The organism is Pelomonas candidula, from assembly GCF_043555985.1.
Taxonomy (GTDB): Bacteria; Pseudomonadota; Gammaproteobacteria; order Burkholderiales; family Burkholderiaceae_C; genus Pelomonas; species Pelomonas candidula.
The window spans coordinates 1-19,327 of record NZ_JBIGIC010000026.1; the positions used below are offsets into that span (position 1 = coordinate 1).

The 19,327-nt window shown below is 64.4% G+C and carries 13 protein-coding genes; 11 read left to right on the forward strand and 2 right to left on the reverse strand.

The genetic code is table 11. The features are described 5' to 3' along the window. The 11 genes from ACG04R_RS27870 to ACG04R_RS27920 form a co-directional block, all read left to right on the forward strand. A partial coding sequence (locus ACG04R_RS27870; RefSeq protein ID WP_394417892.1) for a hypothetical protein occupies positions 1-419 on the forward strand: 419 nt, incomplete at its 5' end. Between the two features lie 183 nt (positions 420-602). Further along, entirely contained in the window at positions 603-965 is a 363-nt protein-coding gene (locus ACG04R_RS27875) for a LexA family protein (RefSeq protein ID WP_394417895.1), read from the forward strand. A gap of 9 nt (positions 966-974) precedes the next feature. Then, positions 975-2,303 carry a Y-family DNA polymerase gene (locus ACG04R_RS27880; protein WP_394417899.1) on the forward strand — a complete coding sequence of 443 codons (1,329 nt, stop codon included), beginning with the start codon at positions 975-977 and terminating at the stop codon, positions 2,301-2,303. 25 nt (positions 2,304-2,328) lie between these two features. After that, complete coding sequence (locus ACG04R_RS27885) at positions 2,329-2,652, forward strand: ATPase with chaperone activity (RefSeq protein WP_394417901.1); 324 nt, start codon at positions 2,329-2,331, stop codon at positions 2,650-2,652. A gap of 108 nt (positions 2,653-2,760) precedes the next feature. After that, a complete protein-coding gene (locus tag ACG04R_RS27890) occupies positions 2,761-2,946 on the forward strand; it encodes a type II toxin -antitoxin system TacA 1-like antitoxin (RefSeq protein ID WP_394417904.1) in 186 nt (61 codons plus the stop codon). A gap of 19 nt (positions 2,947-2,965) precedes the next feature. Next, entirely contained in the window at positions 2,966-8,299 is a 5,334-nt protein-coding gene (locus tag ACG04R_RS27895; RefSeq protein WP_394417907.1) for a DEAD/DEAH box helicase, read from the forward strand. A 6-nt stretch (positions 8,300-8,305) separates the two neighbouring features. Then, a complete protein-coding gene (locus ACG04R_RS27900; RefSeq protein ID WP_394417910.1) occupies positions 8,306-11,161 on the forward strand; it encodes a helicase-related protein in 2,856 nt (951 codons plus the stop codon). 4 nt (positions 11,162-11,165) lie between these two features. Further along, a complete protein-coding gene (locus ACG04R_RS27905; RefSeq protein ID WP_394417913.1) occupies positions 11,166-15,662 on the forward strand; it encodes an Eco57I restriction-modification methylase domain-containing protein in 4,497 nt (1,498 codons plus the stop codon). 18 nt (positions 15,663-15,680) lie between these two features. After that, complete coding sequence (locus tag ACG04R_RS27910) at positions 15,681-16,397, forward strand: HNH endonuclease (RefSeq protein WP_394417916.1); 717 nt, start codon at positions 15,681-15,683, stop codon at positions 16,395-16,397. A 16-nt stretch (positions 16,398-16,413) separates the two neighbouring features. Further along, positions 16,414-17,775 (forward strand): AbiJ-related protein, encoded by a 1,362-nt coding sequence (locus ACG04R_RS27915; protein ID WP_394417919.1) that lies wholly within the window; start codon positions 16,414-16,416, stop codon positions 17,773-17,775. Between the two features lie 35 nt (positions 17,776-17,810). Continuing rightward, a complete protein-coding gene (locus ACG04R_RS27920) occupies positions 17,811-18,245 on the forward strand; it encodes a hypothetical protein (RefSeq protein WP_394417922.1) in 435 nt (144 codons plus the stop codon). Between the two features lie 61 nt (positions 18,246-18,306). Here ACG04R_RS27920 and ACG04R_RS27925 read toward each other — a convergent pair whose 3' ends face one another. Together ACG04R_RS27925 and ACG04R_RS27930 are read right to left on the reverse strand one after the other, a co-directional pair. After that, positions 18,307-18,552, reverse strand: coding sequence for a hypothetical protein (locus ACG04R_RS27925; RefSeq protein ID WP_394417925.1), 246 nt, complete (start codon positions 18,550-18,552; stop codon positions 18,307-18,309). Next, a complete protein-coding gene (locus tag ACG04R_RS27930; protein ID WP_394417927.1) occupies positions 18,549-19,271 on the reverse strand; it encodes a hypothetical protein in 723 nt (240 codons plus the stop codon). The genes ACG04R_RS27925 and ACG04R_RS27930 overlap by 4 nt, the downstream gene beginning before the upstream one ends. Between the last annotated feature and the right edge of the window lie 56 nt (positions 19,272-19,327).

Sequence of the window (19,327 nt, forward strand, 5' to 3'; positions counted from 1 at the left end):
CCGCCGGCCCGGCGGTCACGATCGCCGAAACGGGCGGTCACGATACCGAAACGACCTCTCCGACGCTCCTCAACAGCGTCGGTCACGATGACCGAAATGACCGGTCACGTTGGCCGAAATACGCACTTGGCTATGCGGTACCACAGAGACCCATCGACCACATCCTTGCAAATGGCCAGCTCGGTTGGCGTCCGCCGACCCTTTGCATCAAGGGTGCTGTGGTAGTTCCAGATGGTGGTGACGAACCGGGTGGCCTTACCCTCACGCGCTGCATCGCGTGGAACGTCAAATGCCGACCACTGCTGCCCCGGCTCGAGCGCACCGAGCGAACGAAACGCTTCGTTGTGCGAGGCGTCGAAAAGGTCGGACTGCTGTTCGGGCATCGTGCGGTCTCCGGTTGTGTCGAGGCAGTCAGCTGAGGAACGCCATTCTGAGGGGCGGCCGACACCCGCCGTCCCGTAGGCGGCCGTCCTCGCTATCAATTGATGCTCGTGAGCTCGGCTGGCGCATATACTGTGAATATGTCCAGTACAGACCCTGACGTTGATGTTGTCCGTATAGGGGGCGCGACGGCGACCGCGCAGGCACCAGCACGTTCCAGCGTGGCCATCGGCTTTGGCTCGCCGTCGCAGGACAGCGGGGTCACGCGCCTCGACCTCAACGACATCCTCGTCAAACATCCCCAGGCCACGTTCCTCATGCGCATCACGGGTGCCGCCATGCGCGAGGCCGGCATCGACGATGGTGATGTCGTACTGGTCGACCGTGCCATCACGCCCGTGCACGGGCACGTCGTCATTGCTGTCGTTGATGACGAGTTCGTCTGTCGCCGACTCTTCAAGCAGGGACACGACATCAGGCTCCAAGCAACCGAGCCCACGACCGTTGACATCGTCCCCGGCGAAGGGCAGGACTTCCAGGTTTGGGGCGTGGTGACCAACGCCATCAAGTCGATGCCGGTCTGAGGCGACGCCGTGTTCGCGCTCGTCGACGTGAACAACATGTACGTCAGCTGCGAGCGGGTCTTCCGCCCCTCGCTGAACGGCCGTCCCGTAGTCGTGCTATCGAACAACGACGGCTGCGCTATCGCCCGCAGCAACGAGGCCAAGGACCTGGGCGTCAAGATGGCCCAGCCGTGGTTCCAGATTCGGCATCTTGAGCGGCAGGCGGGCCTCATCGCCCTGTCCGCCAACTTCGAGCTCTATGGCGACATGTCATCTCGAATGATGGCGCTGGCGGCTCAGTACGCGCCCCGCCAGGAGGTCTACAGCATCGACGAATGCTTCCTCGACTTCGATGGGATGCGAGGCGACCTTGTCGCCATCGGGCGCGACCTGCGAGCGACGGTGCTGCAGTGGGCCGGACTCCCGACGAGCGTGGGCTTCGGGCCGACGAAGACGCTCGCGAAGTTGGCCAACCATGTGGCCAAGACGGCGGACCGCAAGCCCGGCTCCTACCCAGAGCAACTTGCTCAGGTCTGCAACTTTGGCGAGATGACGAAGCGCCAGCTCGACTGGGTGATGAGCAAGACCGAGGTCGGCGACGTGTGGGGCGTTGGCCGAAAGACCTCTGCGCGCCTGAACGATGGTGGCATCCGCACGGTCCTCGACCTCGTCAATGCAAACGCCGCCACCCTTCGTGGGCAGTTCAGCGTTGTGCTCGAGAAGACGGTGCTTGAGCTACGCGGCACCTCGTGCATGGACGTCGATGATGCGCCGGCGGCCAACCAGCAAATCATGTGTTCACGGTCGTTCGGCTCGGCGGTGACCGAACTGACCGAACTCAGGGAAGTGGTGAGCCAGTTCGCCTCGCGTGTGGCCGAGAAGGCCCGAGGCCAGCAAAGCGTCGCCGGCGCCGTGCACGTATTCATCACGACGAGCCCGTTTCGGAAGAATGACCGACAGCACAGTGGCAGCGCGACGATGCCGTTGGTCAGACCGACGGGCGACACCCGGGTACTCATTGCTGCCGCTGTGCGTGCCCTCGAGGGCGTGTATCGGCCGGGCTTCAACTATGTCAAGGCCGGCGTCATGCTGGTGGAGTTGCAGCCAGAGGGACAGGAGCAGAGCGAGCTGGACCTGTTCTCCGGCACCGAAGAACGCGAGACGCCAGCGCCGCAGAGGGACCGGGCGCAGCTCATGGGTGCCATCGATGAGCTGAACCGGAGGTTCGGGCGCGGCGCTGTCTCCGTTGCAAGCGCCGCGCAGCACTCCGAGGGCGGCGGCGGCTACATGGCGAGGCAGGAACGCCGGTCGCCGCGCTACACGACGCGGCTTGACGAGATTCCAACTGCGCGAGCGTGATGCGCGGAGCAGGACAATCCTCAGCATGTCGGAAGAGAGCCAACTCGTAGTGCCGCCGTCGTTCGTGGCCTTATTCATCGAACCCGGCCGCATCAAACCGAACGCGCCGCGCGAGCACATCCTGGAGCGCTACGAGCTTTGCGAGGACCTGGCGACGATGTTGATGGACCACGCGAGCACCAAGAAATGGGAACTCGGCGTCACCGAGGCGGACATCATCGTGCGCATCCACAGGGGCCTCCTGGCGGGCGATGCCGGCCTCACCGTCGCTGAGGCCGAATGGGTCACCAGAAGGATGGCCGAGCTGCTGGAATGGGAGTGTCCTTCGCTCGAGGCAGCCTGCAGGTAGGCGTAGCCCTTCTCCTCCCGCAGTTCGACGCAAGCCACGGGCGTAGACCCTGACGGTCCTGACGCACATCTGCGTTACATTGAGTCCGGCACCTCCAAGGACGGGCAAATGGACAGGAAGACCCAGACGTTGAACCTCCGCGTGAGCCCGGAGCTGAAGGAACTGGTGCGCGTGGCGGCCGAGCGTGACCACCGCACCATCGCAAACTTCGTCGAGATGCTCGTTCGAGAGCACTGCACGCGGCAAGGAATCACCGCCGGGCAAACACCCTCAAAGCGGACGACGAGCCGCTGAGGCAACAAGGGAGGATGACTTGGACGTCTTCAAATTTCGCGAGCACCTGGTCGGCGAGTACGCCCAGTTCAGCCGCAGCTTCACGCGCCTTCGGTCCGACGACATTCGCGCGTTCGTAGACCGTGAGTACGCCAGCCAGCGCTACTGGCCCGAGCCGCTCATTCAAATCAATCCGACGTACCGCTCAGGCGGCACTGTCGACCAGCTCGTGGCCAGCGGCCAGCTCAGTCCAGAGTGCGCGACCATCTTCCGCCTGGGCAAGTCCAACAGCTCAGCGGGCGTCCCTCTGCCGCTGCATCAGCACCAGGCGGAGGCCATCAGCCTGGCCAGCGCGGGAGAAAGCTACGTTCTGACCACCGGAACGGGCTCGGGCAAGTCTCTCAGCTATTTCATTCCTATCGTCGACGCCTGCGTCAAGGCGAAGAAGACGGACTCCACGGCACGCACGCGAGCCATCGTCATCTATCCGATGAACGCGTTGGCGAACTCGCAACTCGAGGAGCTCAAGAAGTTCCTGGGCTCGGACCCGGCCTCGCGCGCGGTGAGCTTCGGTCGCTACACCGGGCAAGAGAGCCGAGAAGAGCGGGAGGCCATGGCAGCCAACCCGCCGGACATCCTGCTGACCAACTTCATGATGCTCGAGCTGCTGATGACACGGCAGGATGACATCGACAAGGCGGTCATGCGCAACGCCAAGGGCCTGCGCTTCCTCGTCCTCGACGAGCTCCACACCTACCGGGGCCGCCAAGGCGCTGACGTCGCGCTGCTGGTGCGGCGCGTTCGAGAAGCCCTGTCCGACAACCTCATCTGCATCGGGACCTCGGCGACCATGTCGTCCACTGGCTCCCAGATGGAGAGGAACGCCACCGTGGCCAACGTCGCCCGGCGCCTGTTCGGGACCTCCATCCATGACCGCAACGTCATCACCGAGACGTTGCGGCGTACGACTCCTGAGCACGAGACACTCGAGACCGTGCGCTCTCGCCTAGGGGCCGCGATTCGCGCCAGCGTGCCCATGGACCTCGACTACGACGCCATGGCAGCGCACCCGATGTCGGTCTGGGTCGAACTGACGCTTGGACTGACCTACGAGGACGACAAGCCTCGTCGTGCCAAGCCCCGCATGCTCTCCGACGCCGCTGAGGCGCTGCACATCGACTCGGGCGAACCAGTCGAGACGTGCTTGGCCTACCTGCAGCAGTTCATGCTGCGTGCGTACTCGGTTACAGACGATGCCGGCAAGAGCCTCTTCGCGTTCAAACTTCACCAGTTCATCGCGGGTGGCGGCAAGGTTTACACAACGCTCGAATCCGCTGGGCAGCGTGCAATCACGCTGGATGGCCAGCAGTTCGTCACGGGCGACGACCAGCGCCGGCGCCGCTACTTCAACGCGCACTTCTGCCGAGACTGCGGTCAGGAGTACATCCCGGTCTGGGACACCGACGGGCCCGAAGGTCGGGCCTTTGAAGTGCGGAACATCGAGGAGCGGCAGAACGACGACGAGCAGGTCAAGTTCGGCTTCCTCATGCCCGATGGACGCGGCCTGTGGGAGCCGGACAACCTCGAGCGCTACCCGGAGTCCTGGCTCGAGGAGGGAGCTGACGGTGAGTGGCGCATCAAGTCCGGGCAGCGGAAGTACAGGCCCCAAGCAGTCAATGTTCGTCCGGACGGTGTCGTCACGACGGAACAAGGCTTGCAGGCCTTCTTCATCCCCGGCTCGTTCCGTTTTTGCCTGGCCTGCGGCGTCGCGCACAGCTCGGCCGGCAAAGACTCGTTGCGCCTGACCTCCCTGTCCGGCGAGGGCCGCAGCTCGGCCACGACCATGCTGACGCTGTCGGCCCTGCGATACCTGTACGAGCAAGACCAGCAGCTGTCGGCCGAAGCGAAGAAGGTGCTTGGCTTCTCCGACAACCGCCAGGACGCCGCCCTGCAGGCCGGGCACTTCAACGACTTCCTGCAGGTCCTGATGACTCGCTCGGCGCTGCTGTCGGCTATCCAGAAGGCCGGCGCGAATGCCCTGACCGAGCGCGAGGTGGCGAATGCGGTGTTCGAGGCCCTGGGCTTCCATCGTGACGACCCGGCGGTTCGCGCCGAGTACATGCAGCAGCCCGAGCTCAAGGGCAACACCCGGCGCCAGGTTCAGGAAGCCATGCGCGGCATCCTGGGCTACCGGACCTACTTCGACCTGCGTCGAGGCTGGCGATTCAACAATCCGAACCTCGAGCAGCTCGGCCTCGTCCGCATCGGCTACCAAGACATTGACGACCTCGCCGCCGACGCCGCTGAGTGGGCCGAATCGCCGAAAGTGCTGCAGGCCGCTGCGCCGGCCGAGCGAGCCATCGTGTTGCGCGCCCTGTTCGACTTCATGCGCCAGGGCCTGTGCATCGCCACGCGGTACCTCGACCGCACCGAACTCGAACAGCTGCGCACCCAGAGCTACGCCAACCTCCGCGAGCCCTGGGGCTTCACCGAGGACGAGAGGCCGGTTCCGGCCCGCTGGTTCGTCACATCACGCCCCAAGGAAGAGACGGACCGCCGCGGCCGACGCGTGAAGGTTGAAGACTTCCTTGTCATCGGCTCCAGCCGCTCGCAGTTGGGTCGCCGGCTCCGACTGGGAAGCACCTGGGGCGGCGGCAATCCGCACTACAAGGAAATCAACGACAAGACCTGGTCGAAACTCATCGAAGCGCTGCTGGAAGCCGCGGAGTCGTACGGCTTGGTTCGCAAAGAAGAGACTGACGTTGGCTTGACCGGCTGGCAGCTCAATGGGACCGCGCTGCTCTGGCAGCTGGGCGATGGTCAGACCCAGCGGCAGGCCGAGGACAACACGTTCTTTCGTGGGCTGTACCGCAACATCGCCAGCTTGCTTGAAAGCCCGGTGCATCAGCTCTTCGAATTTGAGGCGCGCGAGCACACGGCCCAGGTCGAGCAGGAGGACCGTCTCGAGCGCGAGGCTCGCTTCCGCTTCACGGAGAAGGACCGCACCGAATGGCGGGAGAAGAAGGCCACCGACCTTGAGTGGCTGCCAGTTCTCTTCTGCTCGCCCACGATGGAACTCGGCGTCGACATCTCGTCGCTGAACACGGTCTACATGCGCAACGTGCCGCCCACACCGGCCAACTACGCCCAGCGCAGTGGCCGCGCGGGCCGCGCTGGACAGCCTGCGCTCGTCATCACCTACTGCGCCAGCCAGTCACCACACGACCAGTATTACTTCCGCGACCCAGTCCGCATGGTGCATGGCCAGGTCAATGCACCGACCTTGGACCTGGCCAACCTCGAACTGGTCAAGAGCCACATGCACGCCATCTGGCTGGCCGAGACCGGCAAGCGCCTTGGCAATAGCGTGCGTGACCTGCTGGACATGAATCAGCCAGAGACGCTACCAATCACTGAAGATGTCGCGTCCGACCTTGACAAGGACGCCGCCAAGCGCCGCGCTCACGAGCGGGGGCTTCGCGTGTTGTCCATGCTGGCCAACGAGCTGACCTCCAAGAGCGCGCCCTGGTACACAGCCCAGTGGGCTGAGACCGTCTTCCAGCGCGCCTACAAGGAGTTCGACGGCTCCCTGCAGCGCTGGCGTGACCTGTACCGCGCGACCGCCAGTGCCATCGAGCGCAACTTCAAAATCGAGAACAACCCGGCCGCCTCAGAGCGCGAACGCCGTGAGGCCCAGCAGCGCCACAACGAGGCCCGCAAACAGCGCGACCTGCTGCTGGCCGGCGACAGCGCCTTCAACTCCGACTTCTACACCTACCGCTACATGGCGTCGCAGGGCTTCCTGCCCGGCTACAACTTCCCGCGTCTGCCGCTGTTGGCGTACCTTCCGGCGCGCCGCGGACAAATCGGGCGCGAGAGCTTCCTGTCACGTCCGCGCTTCCTTGCACTGGGAGAGTTCGGGCCCTACAGCCTCATCTACCACGAGGGCAGCCAGTACCGGGTGACCAAGGCGCTGCTCACCATCACTGGCCACGACCAGGTCACCGAAGGCGCCCGCTTGCCAACCGAGGTCGCACGGCTTTGCCCGGCCTGCGGCTACGGCCACTTCCGCTCCCAGCGCGATGCCGACCGCTGCGTGTCATGCAACGCGTCGTTGGCGGAGGCGCAAGAGGTCAAGAGCCTCTACCGCATCGAAAACGTCTCCACCAAGCGCGCAGAACGCATCACTGCCAACGAGGAAGAGCGGGTGCGGCAGGGCTACGAGATGCAGACCACTTTGCAGTTTGCCGAGGCCGATGGCAAATTGCAGATGGTCACCACGGTGGTCGAAGACGACAAGGGGCCGCTGCTCGAGATGCAATACGGCCCCGCCGCGACGGTCTGGCGGATGAACTTCGGCTGGCGCCGCCGCAAGGAGAAGTCCATCCAGGGCTTCATGATGAATCCCGTCACGGGGCAATGGGTCGGCGGCGCAGAGGACGGCTCAGGTGAACCTGAAGGTGAGGGGGATGGGGCTCCAGACACGACACCGGCCCAGCGCATCGTTCCCTACGTCGAAGACCGTCGCAACATTCTCATCATCCGACCGCACCACCGGCTTGGGGTGCTCGAGGCTGAGACGCTCACTACGTTGCAGTACGCCCTGAAGCGCGGTATCGAGGCGGTCTACCAGCTCGAAGAAAGCGAGCTCATGGCTGAGCCGCTTCCCACGCGCGACAACCGGCAGTCCATCCTGCTGTTCGAAGCGGCGGAAGGTGGCGCCGGCGTGCTGACGCGCCTCGCCACGGAGCCAGATGCCTTGGCCGCGGTTGCAGCCAAGGCCCTGGAGGTTATGCACTTTCGTGCACCGCCAGCTGGCCAGACGTGGGCGCGGGACAGCCTCGTGGAGGAGTTGGACCACAACGGAGAGCCATTTTGCGAAGCTGGCTGCTACCGCTGCCTGCTGTCCTACTACAACCAGCCGGACCACACCCTCATCGACCGCAAGGACAAGGCCGCCGGCGGGCTACTGCTCGACATGCTGTGCCGCCTCACGCAGGCCCGGGCCAACCAGGGCACTCAGGGTCGCGCACCCGGTGAACACGACGCACAGCTTGCCCGCACGGCAGGCAGCACGCTGGAGCAGGCCTGGCTGGCCTACATCAACGAGCATGGCTATCGCAAGCCCGACCGAGGTCAACACGCGATTCCTGGCGCCAACGCCAGCGCCGACTTCTTCTATGACGACTTGAACCTGGCGGTCTTCATCGACGGCCCTCACCACGAAGGCGCGTCCCAGCGGGAGAAGGATGCCGCAGTCGACCGCAAGCTCGATGAATTGGGGTACCTCGTGGTCCGCTTCCCGAAGGAGACGGGGAGCTGGAGCGCCACCTTCAAGAACAACGCCGACCTGTTTGGCCCCGGCAAGGGATAAGAAAACATGAATGCATTGGTTCCGGAATTCCTTCCGGGAAGCCTTGTTGCTGCCCGTGGCCGGGAGTGGATAGTCCTCCCCGAATCAGACGCGCAGACGCTTCGCCTTCGTCCTCTCGGTGGCGGCGACCGAGACGAGACCCTGGTCTACCTGCCGCTCGAGCGCCAGCCTGTCCAGTCAGCCACGTTCCCTTGGCCCACGGTGGCTCAGGCCCGCAACCATTCGGCCAGCCAGATGCTGCTCGATGCGCTGCAGCTCAAGCTGCGCAGCGGGGCCGGCCCCTTCCGCAGCTTCGGCAACATCGCCGTCGAACCGCGCGCCTACCAGCTGGTGCCCTTGCTGATGGCGCTCAAGCTGCCGACGGTGAGGCTGCTGATTGCCGACGACGTCGGTATCGGCAAGACCATCGAGGGTGCGCTCATCGCGCGCGAGATGCTTGACCGCGGTGAAGTCCAGCGCCTGACCGTCCTGTGCCCGCCCCATCTGTGCGAGCAGTGGCAGCGTGAGCTGACAGAGCGCTTCCACATTGCAGCCGTCGTCGTGCGTTCCAACACTGCTGACCGTTTGGAGCGGGACCTTCCGCCGGGCGCCTCGCTGTTCGACGCTCACCCGTTCACCGTGGTGAGCCTGGACTACATCAAGTCCGAACGCAGGCGCGAGGCCTTTCAGCGCTTCTGCCCCGAGTTCGTCATCGTCGACGAGGCTCACACCTGCACTCAGGCCGGCCAGGGCCGGCAGCAGCGCTACCAGCTGCTCAAGGGCCTGGCGGCCGATGCTGAGCGCCACTTGGTGCTGTTGACCGCCACCCCGCACAGTGGCGACGAGGAGGCCTTCTTCAACCTGCTGGGCCTGCTCAACCCCGACTTCACCCAGCTGAAAGACCTGCCCGCTGGCCAGCGCAGTGACCTGCGCGAGGCCCTGTCGCGCCATTTCGTCCAGCGCCGCCGGCCCGACATCGCCGAGTGGCAGGACACCTCGATGTTCCCGGAACGCAAGTCGGCCGAAATCACCTACCGACTTACCGGCGCCTGGGGCCAACTGTTCAACGACGTCTTGGCTTATGCCCGCGAGCTGGTCGAGCGCTCAGAAGGCCAGGGGCTGCGCGAGCAGCGGATGAACTGGTGGGCAGCGCTCGCGCTCCTGCGCTGCATTTCGTCGTCCCCGGCCGCCGCAGTGAACGCCCTGCGCACCCGCCTTCAAAGCGCGCAGGTTGGTTCAGACAACTCCGAGGCCACCTCGCTGGAAGAGTTTGAAGCTCAAGCCAGCGACCGCGTCCTCGATGGCACGGAAGACGCCCTGTCGACGGATGACATCGAGCCCGGCGCTCAGACCGAGGACAGCCAACGCCTGCAGGCGCTCATGGCCAGCGCCGCGGCCTTGGCCGGGCAGCAGAACGACCCCAAGCTGGCCAAATTGCAGGAGCACCTGACCCTGCTTCTCAAGGACGGCTTCCAGCCCGTCGTGTTCTGCCGCTACATCGCCACCGCCCACTATTTGGCAGCGGCCCTGCAGGAGAAATTCAAGTCGGCGACCGTCAAGGCGGTCACCGGCGAGCTCACTCCCGACGAACGCGAGGCCGCGGTCGAGCAGTTGGGCGACAGCGATGTCCGCATCCTGGTGGCCACCGACTGCCTGTCTGAAGGCATCAATCTCCAAAACCTCTTCACCGCTGTCGTCCACTACGACCTGAGCTGGAATCCGACCCGCCATGAGCAGCGGGAGGGCCGCGTCGACCGCTTCGGCCAGAAGGCCCGCGAAGTGCGCAGCACCATGCTATATGGCGAGGACAATCCTGTGGACGGCGCCGTGCTGCAGGTCATCCTGCGCAAGGCTGAGAGCATCCGCAAGGAACTGGGCGTGCTCGTGCCAATGCCCGACGACGAGGGCAAGCTCACCCAGGCGCTGATGAACGCGGTGCTGCTGCGCAAGGGGTCGCCGCTGAACGCGCAGTCCCAGCTCGACCTGTTCGGCGAACCTGCCAAGCAAATCGACCTGGCCTGGCAAAGCGCGAAGGAAAAGGCGAAGCAGAACCGCAGCATATTTGCTCAGAGACGCCTGAAGCCAGAAGACGTGTTGCCAGAATGGCGCAAGTCCTCCGCGGTGCTGGGCGGCGAGGCCGAGGTGGAACGCTTCGTCTCCCGTGCAACCAGCCAGCTCGGCGCCCCGCTGCAACCGGTGAAGCAACACTTCAAGTTGCTGACTGAGCACCTGCCCGAGGTCGTGCAGGAGCGCCTGGCGGCCGAAGGGCTATCGGGTTCGCTGCGCATCGACTTCCACCAGCCTGCAGCACAGGGCGCCACCTTCATACATCGCACCCATCCATTGGTTGCCGTGTTGGCCGATACGCTGCTGGAGCAAGCTCTTGATGCCGGGCCATCGAACGATGACGGCGGGGCCACCGTGGCCCGAGCCGGCGCGGCCTTCGTTAGCGCAGTGCCGCTCAAGACCACCGTGGTGCTGCTGCGCATCCGCCAGCAGCTCACCGTCGCCCATGGTCAGAATTCCAGGTTGCTCATGTGCGAGGAGGCGGTAGCCGTTGCTGCCGCCGGCGCGGAGCCGTTCACTGAACTCTCACCGGAGCAGACACAGCAACTGCTCGGCGCCGATGCGGCCCGCAACATGCCGGCCGCACTTCGAGACCGACAGATTCAGTCTTCGCTCGATGCACTGCCTGACTGGCGAGACCAGCTCGAGACCATCGCCAAAGCCCGCGCCCAGGCGCTGCTGGCCGACCATCGCCGCGTCCGCGAAGCCGCCGAAGGGCGTGGCAGCTACCAGGTCAGTGCCAGCTTGCCGGTCGACGTGATGGGCCTGTACGTGCTCTTGCCGGACGCCGGCGCGGTCACCGCCATGGGAGCCTGACGCCATGGCCAAGCGCATCACCCACCAGCTTGCCTTTCGTGCCATCCGCATCGAAGGCGGCCTGATACCCGCCGAGGAGCTCACCCGCCTGACCTTGCTGGCTGAGCCGAAGGACACCGAGCAGACCGAGAGTCACTACCGAATCGCCCGCGGACTGAAGCTGCGAGACGAAATCGCGCGGGACTTCAAAATTGCACTCAACCTCTGGCAAGACTTTCAGGCACTACGCAATCGCCAAGACGTCCGCGCTCACGAAATCACTGTGCGCGAGTGGCTGTTGCCTCTGCTACGCGACGTTCTCCATTTTCACGATGCCGCGCGGTGCCGGGCCATCGAACACGCAGGCCACCAGTTCGCCATCGGCCACGCCGGAAGTAGCGGGCGCGTGCCGCTGGTGTTCGCTGGATTCGACGAGCCGCTGGACACCGCGGCAGAGCGCTTCGGGGAGACCAATCCCGATACCGGCAAGACCCGCCGCCGCAGCCCCTTCATGCTGGCCCAGGAGGCGCTCAATGCCAGCGATGACTGTCTCTGGGCCATCGTCACCAACGGGCTGACGCTGCGCATCCTTCGCGACAACGCCAGCCTCACTCGGCCCGCCTACATCGAGGTGGACCTCGAGGCGCTGTTCAACGAGGAACTGCTGGCCGACTTCAGCGCCTTCTGGTTGCTGGCGCACGCGAGCCGCTTTGGGTCCGCGGAATCGCCACCCAGCGATTGCCCTTGGGAGCGCTGGCGCGCCGCCGGCCAGCAGGCCGGCGTCACCGTGCGCGGCAAGCTTCGCTACCAAGTGGCCGAGGCGCTGCGGGCCCTCGGTACCGGCTTTCTGTCGCACCCGGCCAATGGCGCCTTGCGCACCGCACTGCAGAATTCCGAGGACGGCTACGACCGCCAGGCCTTCTTCGAGGAGCTGTTGCGCCTGGTCTACCGCCTCATCTTCCTGGCCACCGTGGAAGACCGCCGCGACCGTGGCACCGGCGAGCACCTGGTCTTCGCCCCGGACGCCAGTGAAGAGGCCAAGGCCCGCTACATGGCCGGCTACTCGCTCACCTGGTTGCGAGAGCGTGCCGTCCGGCGCAGCCAATATGACCGCCACGCTGACCTCTGGCAGGCCCTGGCCATCACCTTTGGGGCGTTGGCCCGAGGCGAGCCGGCCTTGGGTCTGCCGGCCCTGGGAGGCCTGTTCGACCTCGACCAATGCGCGCGGTTGGACGCCGCGCAGTTGGACAACCGATATCTGTTGGCCGCGGTGTTCCAGCTTGGCTGGTTCCGTGCTGATGGAAAGGGCGGAGGGTTGTCGCGCGTCAACTACCGCGACATGGGCCCAGAGGAGCTGGGCAGCGTCTACGAAAGCCTGCTGGAGTTGGTGCCCGACCTGCAAGGCCTGGCCACGGCGGCCTCGGCGCGCTTGGCATTCGTCGGTGATGACGAGGCCGACGCCAGCACCAAGGGCAACACTCGGAAGCTGACTGGCAGCTACTACACCCCCGACAGCCTGGTGCAGGAGCTCATCAAGAGCGCACTCGAGCCCGTTATCGCGCAGACGGTCAAAGCCAACCCGCAGCGTCCAGTAGAGGCTCTGCTCGCGCTCACCATCTGCGACCCCGCATGCGGCAGTGGACACTTCCTGCTCTCCGCTGGGCGACGCCTGGCCGACGAGGTGGCGCTGCACCGCGCCGCGGCCGAACGCGAAGGCGGCGCACCCACGCCGGCAGACTACCGCCATGCGCTGCGCGACGTGGTGAGCCACTGCCTCTACGGTGTGGACAAGAACCCTATGGCCATTCAGCTCGCGAAGACGGCGCTGTGGCTGGAGGCCTACTCGCCCGACCGACCGCTGAGCTTCGTGGACCACCACCTGCGCGTTGGCGACGCATTGCTCGGCGTACTGGACCCAAAGGTGCTGGAAGGCGGCATCCCCGACGAGGCCTACACCGCGCTCTCCGGCGACGACAAGGCCGTGGCCAGCGCCTTGAAGAAGCAGAACAAGGCTGACTTGAAGAGCTGGCACCAGATTGCCGGCGGCGACCTGTTGACCCAGGCCGGGTTGGCTGCGCAGGCGGTGAGCGTCGAGTCCTTGGACGACGACACTCCTGAACACGTGGCCGCCAAGCGCAAGGCCTGGTCACAGACCGAATCCGACGCAAGGCGCAGCACCTTCGCGCGCATCGCGGACACGTACGTGGCTGCCTTCCTGGCGCCAAAGCTCGCCGAGTCCAAGGAGACAGTGCCGGTGTCGGGGCACCTGTGGGCGGTGCTGAGTGACCAAACGCCAAACGCAGGAGTCGAAGACGTAGCCCAAAAGCTATGTCGCCAGCACAGCGTCTTTCACTGGTGGCTGGCCTTCCCGCAGGTGGCGGAGGCCGGCGGCTTCAGCGTGATGTTGGGGAACCCTCCATGGGAGCGCATCAAGCTGCAGGAGGAGGAGTTCTTCGCGACACGCAGTCCACTTGTCGCTGCCGCCAAGAACAAGGCCGAGCGTACACAGAGAATCGAACTATTGCGCGAAGGAATGCTGCTGCACAGAGTGGCACCAGACGTTGAGCTCGCCGAAGGCCTGACGCCTCCCAACCGTGTTGAGATGGCGCTGTACGACAGCTTCATCCAGGCGCGGCGCGGTGCAGAAGCTGCCAGCCTGTTTGCGCACGACAGTCGACGCTACCCGCTAACCGGGGTGGGTGACGTCAATACCTTCGCCATGTTCTCCGAGTTGTTCCTCCAGGCAACACGTGCTGAGGGTCGAGCCGGCTTCATCGTGCCCACCGGCATCGCGACGGACGATACAACCAAGGTCTACTTCTCTGGCCTCGTGAAGGCAAGGCGTCTATCGTCGCTGTACAGCTTCTACGAGATTCGGCGCTGGTTCCCTGCGACAGATGACCGCAAAGCATTTTGCCTTGTCACCATCGGCTCTGCGGACGAAGCTGAGTTCGCCTACGATGTTCAGGATTGGCAGGACTTTGCGCGCCGCGAGAAACGCTACGGCCTCACACCTGATGAGTTTGCCGCGCTGAACCCCAACACGCTCACGCTGCCGGTGTTCCGCAGTGAGCGTGACGCGGAGTTGACCAAGAAACTCTATCGTTCCGCACCGGTTCTCATTCAGGAGGCGGTGCGGGACGAAACCGGTGCCATCGTACGACCTGAGGTCAACACCTGGGGTATCCACTTCCAGGCGATGTTCCACATGTCAGGTGACAGCGGACTGTTTGCCTACACGCAAGAAGACACTGGTCGAGCCCGCCGCTTGCCTCTATATGAGGCCAAGATGGTTCACCAATTTGACCATCGCTGGGCCACGTATGCGCCAGCGGCCAGTGGCGCGACGGGCGAAGTTGAGACGATGGATATCGGTGAGGCGCAGAAGGCTGAACCTACCGTCACCGTGCGCCCACGTTACTGGGTAGACGAGCGAGAAGTGCTCGCCAGAATCGCCCGAGTGCCAGCCCGCGTAGCGCGCTCATGGCTGGCTGTGCATGCGGCGAACGATGCGCCCGTGGCTGCGCGTAGCGAGGAGCTAGACGCCGCGCGGGAGGCCATGCTGCGCGCGCTGGCGCAGTGGGTTGCCGGCGAATATTTTCATCGCGAGGCCGGACCGGCGCTCGGCGTCGATGGCTGGCCCGTCCAGCATGCCCAACGCCACATCGAGCCGGTGGAACGGCAAATGCGAGGCCGCTTCCCGTTGCTGGACGCGACACTGCGCGGTGATGGGCTGACGACGAAGAAGGCGCTGACCGAGTTCCCGAAGTGGGCGCTACAGAATGCCGACGTTCGGCTTGCCGACGACGAATTGGCTGACCTAGGAGCGGCACTGCGAGGTGCCGAACTGACCGTCGCCCTGCGCACCCTTCTCGACACTTGGATGGACCAACGCAGTCCGCGCTGGCTGCTTGGCTGGCGTGACATTTGCCGCAGCACCGATTACAGAACTCTCATTTCTTCGGTGATACCCCGGTCGGGTGTTGGCGACAAATTTCTACTGATGATGCCGAGCGCACAGCCACCGCTTTGTGCTGCGCTGCTCGCCAATCTGAATTCAATGGCGTGTGACTTCGTGTCTCGGCAGAAACTTGGCGGGACATCGTTCAAATACTTCACGATGAAGCAAATTGCGGTGCTTCCGCCAGACCGCTACTCGCCAAGTGAGCTTGCCTTCATAGTTCCCCGCATTCTGGAGCTCACGTACACCGCTCATGACATGCGGTCTTGGGCCGAAGACCTTTCCGAATACGACAGGCGGCCTCTGGCCGACCGCGCTCGCACCTTCGCCTGGGACCTTGACCGTCGAGCTCTGCTGCGGGCAGAGCTCGACGCCTACATCGCCCGTCTATACGGCCTCACTCGCGACGAGCTGCGCTACGTCCTCGACCCAAAAGACGTGATGGGCGACGACTATCCGAGCGAGACCTTCCGCGTGCTCAAAGAAGGAGAGCAGCGCACCTACGGCGAGTACCGCACGCGCCGGCTGGTGCTAGAGGCGTGGGACAGGCTGGCAGGATGAGGTTGGGCGACGAATGCCATGACACCATTGGACCGACTGCGACTTGAAAAGGCGGCCGCTGATTGCGGGTTCGAGATGACTCCTCTGGAGACGGCTGGAGGCATCGTCATGCGCTCTGCGCGCTTTCCTGAAACTGTCCTCGTCAGCGCCGTCGGCGGGGACTCCTTCCAACTGAGCGCTTCCGATGCTGCCATCCTCCCCTCTCCTGGAGGTGCCGCATCGCTGACGGTGCACGGCTTCAACGACCTGTACGCCATCCTGCGCTCTATTGGAGCCAACGCCCGCACGAGGCCAAACCGGGTAGCTGATGAATTCAGGAGAAAGACGGCCTCGTTCCCCAAAGGCACCGAGGCGGAGCGACTTGTCGTTCAACGCGTTGGGCAGGGGCTCTTTCGTGGCGCGCTGCTCGACTACTGGCAAGGTCGCTGCTGCGTGACCGGCCTCGACATTCCGGAGCTCCTTCGCGCATCGCACATCCGACCATGGGCTCTGTGCGAGACCGACGAGCAGCGACTCGATGTGTTCAACGGCCTGCTGTTGGCGCCTCACCTCGACGCGCTGTTTGATGCGGGGCTGATGACCGTTGAGGACAGCGGCGAAGTGCACCTCGGGGCGGCCATCACCATGGAACGCCAGCAGAGCATGGGATTGGTCGAGGCCATGACAGTTCATGGCCTTCGAGCGGAGCACCGCGAGTACCTACGCTTCCATCGCAGCCAAGTCTGGAGAGGCTGACCCAGGCCCCGGAAACATGGACGTCGCCGCGCTCAGGGAAGCACTTCGGCCGTTCGTTGGTGGCCTGAAGGACAACTGCACCAACACCAGAATGCCCGAGTATTGCCAGCAGCTCGGACTTCCTCCCCCGCCCGAGGGCGGAGACAAGCGCGGCCGCATGCATGCGGCCTTCGACGCACTGCCGGACGACGATGTTCCAGAGTTCGCGGTGGGCCTGCTATCGCGGCGCATGCTCGGCCCGCAGCTTCGTAACGAGGTGCAGGACCTGCTCTGGTCAGACACGCCGAACATCGCGATTCCCAAGCGAAACAGAAGAGAGCTGGCACGCGCGCTCCAACGGCTCGAGCTGTTCCACCACTGGGAAAACTTCGAGCAGTTGCTGCAGGACGTCTTCATCATCGAGGACGACCTGACCATGCTGTTCACCGGACGCCGAGGTGGTGTACTTGAAGATGTCCATCGGCACTTCGTTCGAAATCCAGAGGACGCCGACGTCGAGGCCCTGTTCGAACAGCTGAAGGCATTCGACCTTCCAGACCGCCGGTTCTGTTTGCTGCTCGAAGGTCTGGCCTCCGCTGACGTTCAGGTGGATGCGGAGGCACAGGTCGCCGTGGTCGCAGCGATGAACCCGGTCCTTCAAAGCTGCGGTGCGGAGCTACGGCAAACCAGCGAGGCCGGCGGCTACCCGGTGTTCAACGTCGTCGCACTCCGGTCGGCCCGCGGCAGACCGAAGAACCTCATCTTCGCGTCCAGCCGGAAGCCTGACCTCCGCTTTCGAGACGCGGTGAACAACGACATCGAGATTGTCTCGAACATCGACGACGTCTTGGTCTATGACCGCCCTCTGGGTGTTGATGGCCTTCGCTGGAAAGACCTCCAAGGTTGGTGGGCGGAGACCACCGGCGAGTCCGATGCGACGCGAGCGAAGAAGACCCTGTACAGACGGCTGATGGAATGCCTGCCGACTTCCTCGCCGCCGCAACGCCAGCTGTTCGAGCTCTACTTCCGCTCGTTCGGAAATGCGATACCGAATCTGCCGGCACTCCTGCCCGAGGTGTGGTTGCACTGGGACCCGAAGACCGTCGAGCAGCGCGGAGCGCAAGCCCTGCTGACGCACAGGATGGACTTCCTGATGCTTCTCCCGGGCGGCGGGCGTGTCGTGTTCGAAGTCGATGGCGTGCAGCACTACGCTGACGCTTCGGGCAGAGCCGACCCAAGGCAGTACGCCCGCTTGGCCGCCGGCGAGCGCGAACTGAAGCTGGCTGGCTACGAGGTCTACAGGTTCGCTGGCATCGAGCTCCAGCAGGAGAGCACCCCCGCAATGGTGAAGGCGTTCTTCCAGTCCCTCTTCCATCGTCACGGCGTTTCTGCGCCGTAGATGCCTGAGGCACCGCGATGGCTCGCAAGCACACCATGCCGACGTTCCTCGAGAGCGTTGTCACGCCAGAAGCCTACGAACGTTGGCTCAACCGAAAGGCCATGGCCCACGTCAAACGGGACCGAGGCCGTGGTCATTCCACTGATACCGCAACCCGGGCCCTCTACAAGGAGGCCATCCATGCTGCGGTCGTCCTCTCCGGCGGCCGCGATGCGTACACCGGCGAGCAACTGGACTGGCATCTAATCAGCACCTACGACAACGACGAGTCGAAGCTCGGGCGCCACCAGTACAAGGCGCGCTTCGCGATGCTGCCGTCCGTGGACCATCTTGATGCCGGTGCGACGGAGGCGAGCTTTCGCATCTGCGCGTGGCGCACCAATGACGCCAAGAACGACCTCAGCATCGAAGCCTTCGTGGCCCTGTGTCGGCAAGTCGTCGCACATGCAGCCAAGACCGGACAGGAATAGAGACCATGGACGGGGTGCGGAGAGATAGTCGCGTAAATGGGGCCCCGCAAGGGACCCCTTCTCATGTGCTCCCATCCAGCCAATTCTCGTCATTCGCGGCCCGCAGCTTCATCAGCTGATTCAGCCGACTGAGCAGCTTCGCTGGCACGTCGTTGCGCCTGCCATTCGTGCGCAAGGGATGGGCGAACTGCTCGTGCAGGTAGCGCTTCTCGCCCGTGCGGCGCACCGGCTCGATTCTGCCGCCGAGAAGCACCCACATGCGGTCCGCCTGATGGGGGTTGGTGGTGTGGATGGGGTCGCGGTTCATTGCTTGCTCCTCTTGGCATTGCGGGTCGACTTCGCCTGGGGCTCGTCCAACAACTCGGCCAACATCGCGTCGGCCTCCTTCTGCATGCGGCGATGGGCGGCGGTGCCTGGGACCACCTCGTCTTCGAGGTAGCACGCGGCCCAATCGAGGGACCTCGGGAGCGCTACGCGGTATATGCCGCAGTCCCAAGTGTTCTGAACGTGACTTCGCACATAGAACAGTGGGTCGTCTCGCACTGCCTCCATCGCCGCGAGGGGGCTGGAAGGCATCGGCTCCAACCACATGTGCGTATCGCCCCCGGTCGCGATGAGCGGGACCTCCAGGCGGTTCAGCAAGGGCGCAGGACTGCGCAGGAAGATGATGAGGCGGCACATGAACGCATCGCGTACCAAGTTGTGCGCGCGAACCGCATCACGAAGCGCCTCCGCCGTCTCAGGCCGCACCTCAATGTTCACCGAGGTCGGCCCGGTGCGCTTCATCGCACCCGCTATGTGCCGCTTCGCGCGCAACGACAGCTTCAAGCCCTCCAACTCCACGCGCAGGTGCCCAAGCTCGGTGGAGAGCATGTAGTCAAGGAAGGGCGCCCGCGACAGGAACAGGTCATCGGTCTGCTTCTTGAAGGCCGCCCAGAGCTTGGGCGGCACGTTGATGTTGACGCCGACTGAAATTTGACCCACCCGTGAGGGCCCTGCCGACCCAAATTTGACCCAGGTGTTCAACCTACCCTGCCCGAGATATCCACAGCTGGGCGGGGGTGTGAGGAGTGATCACCATG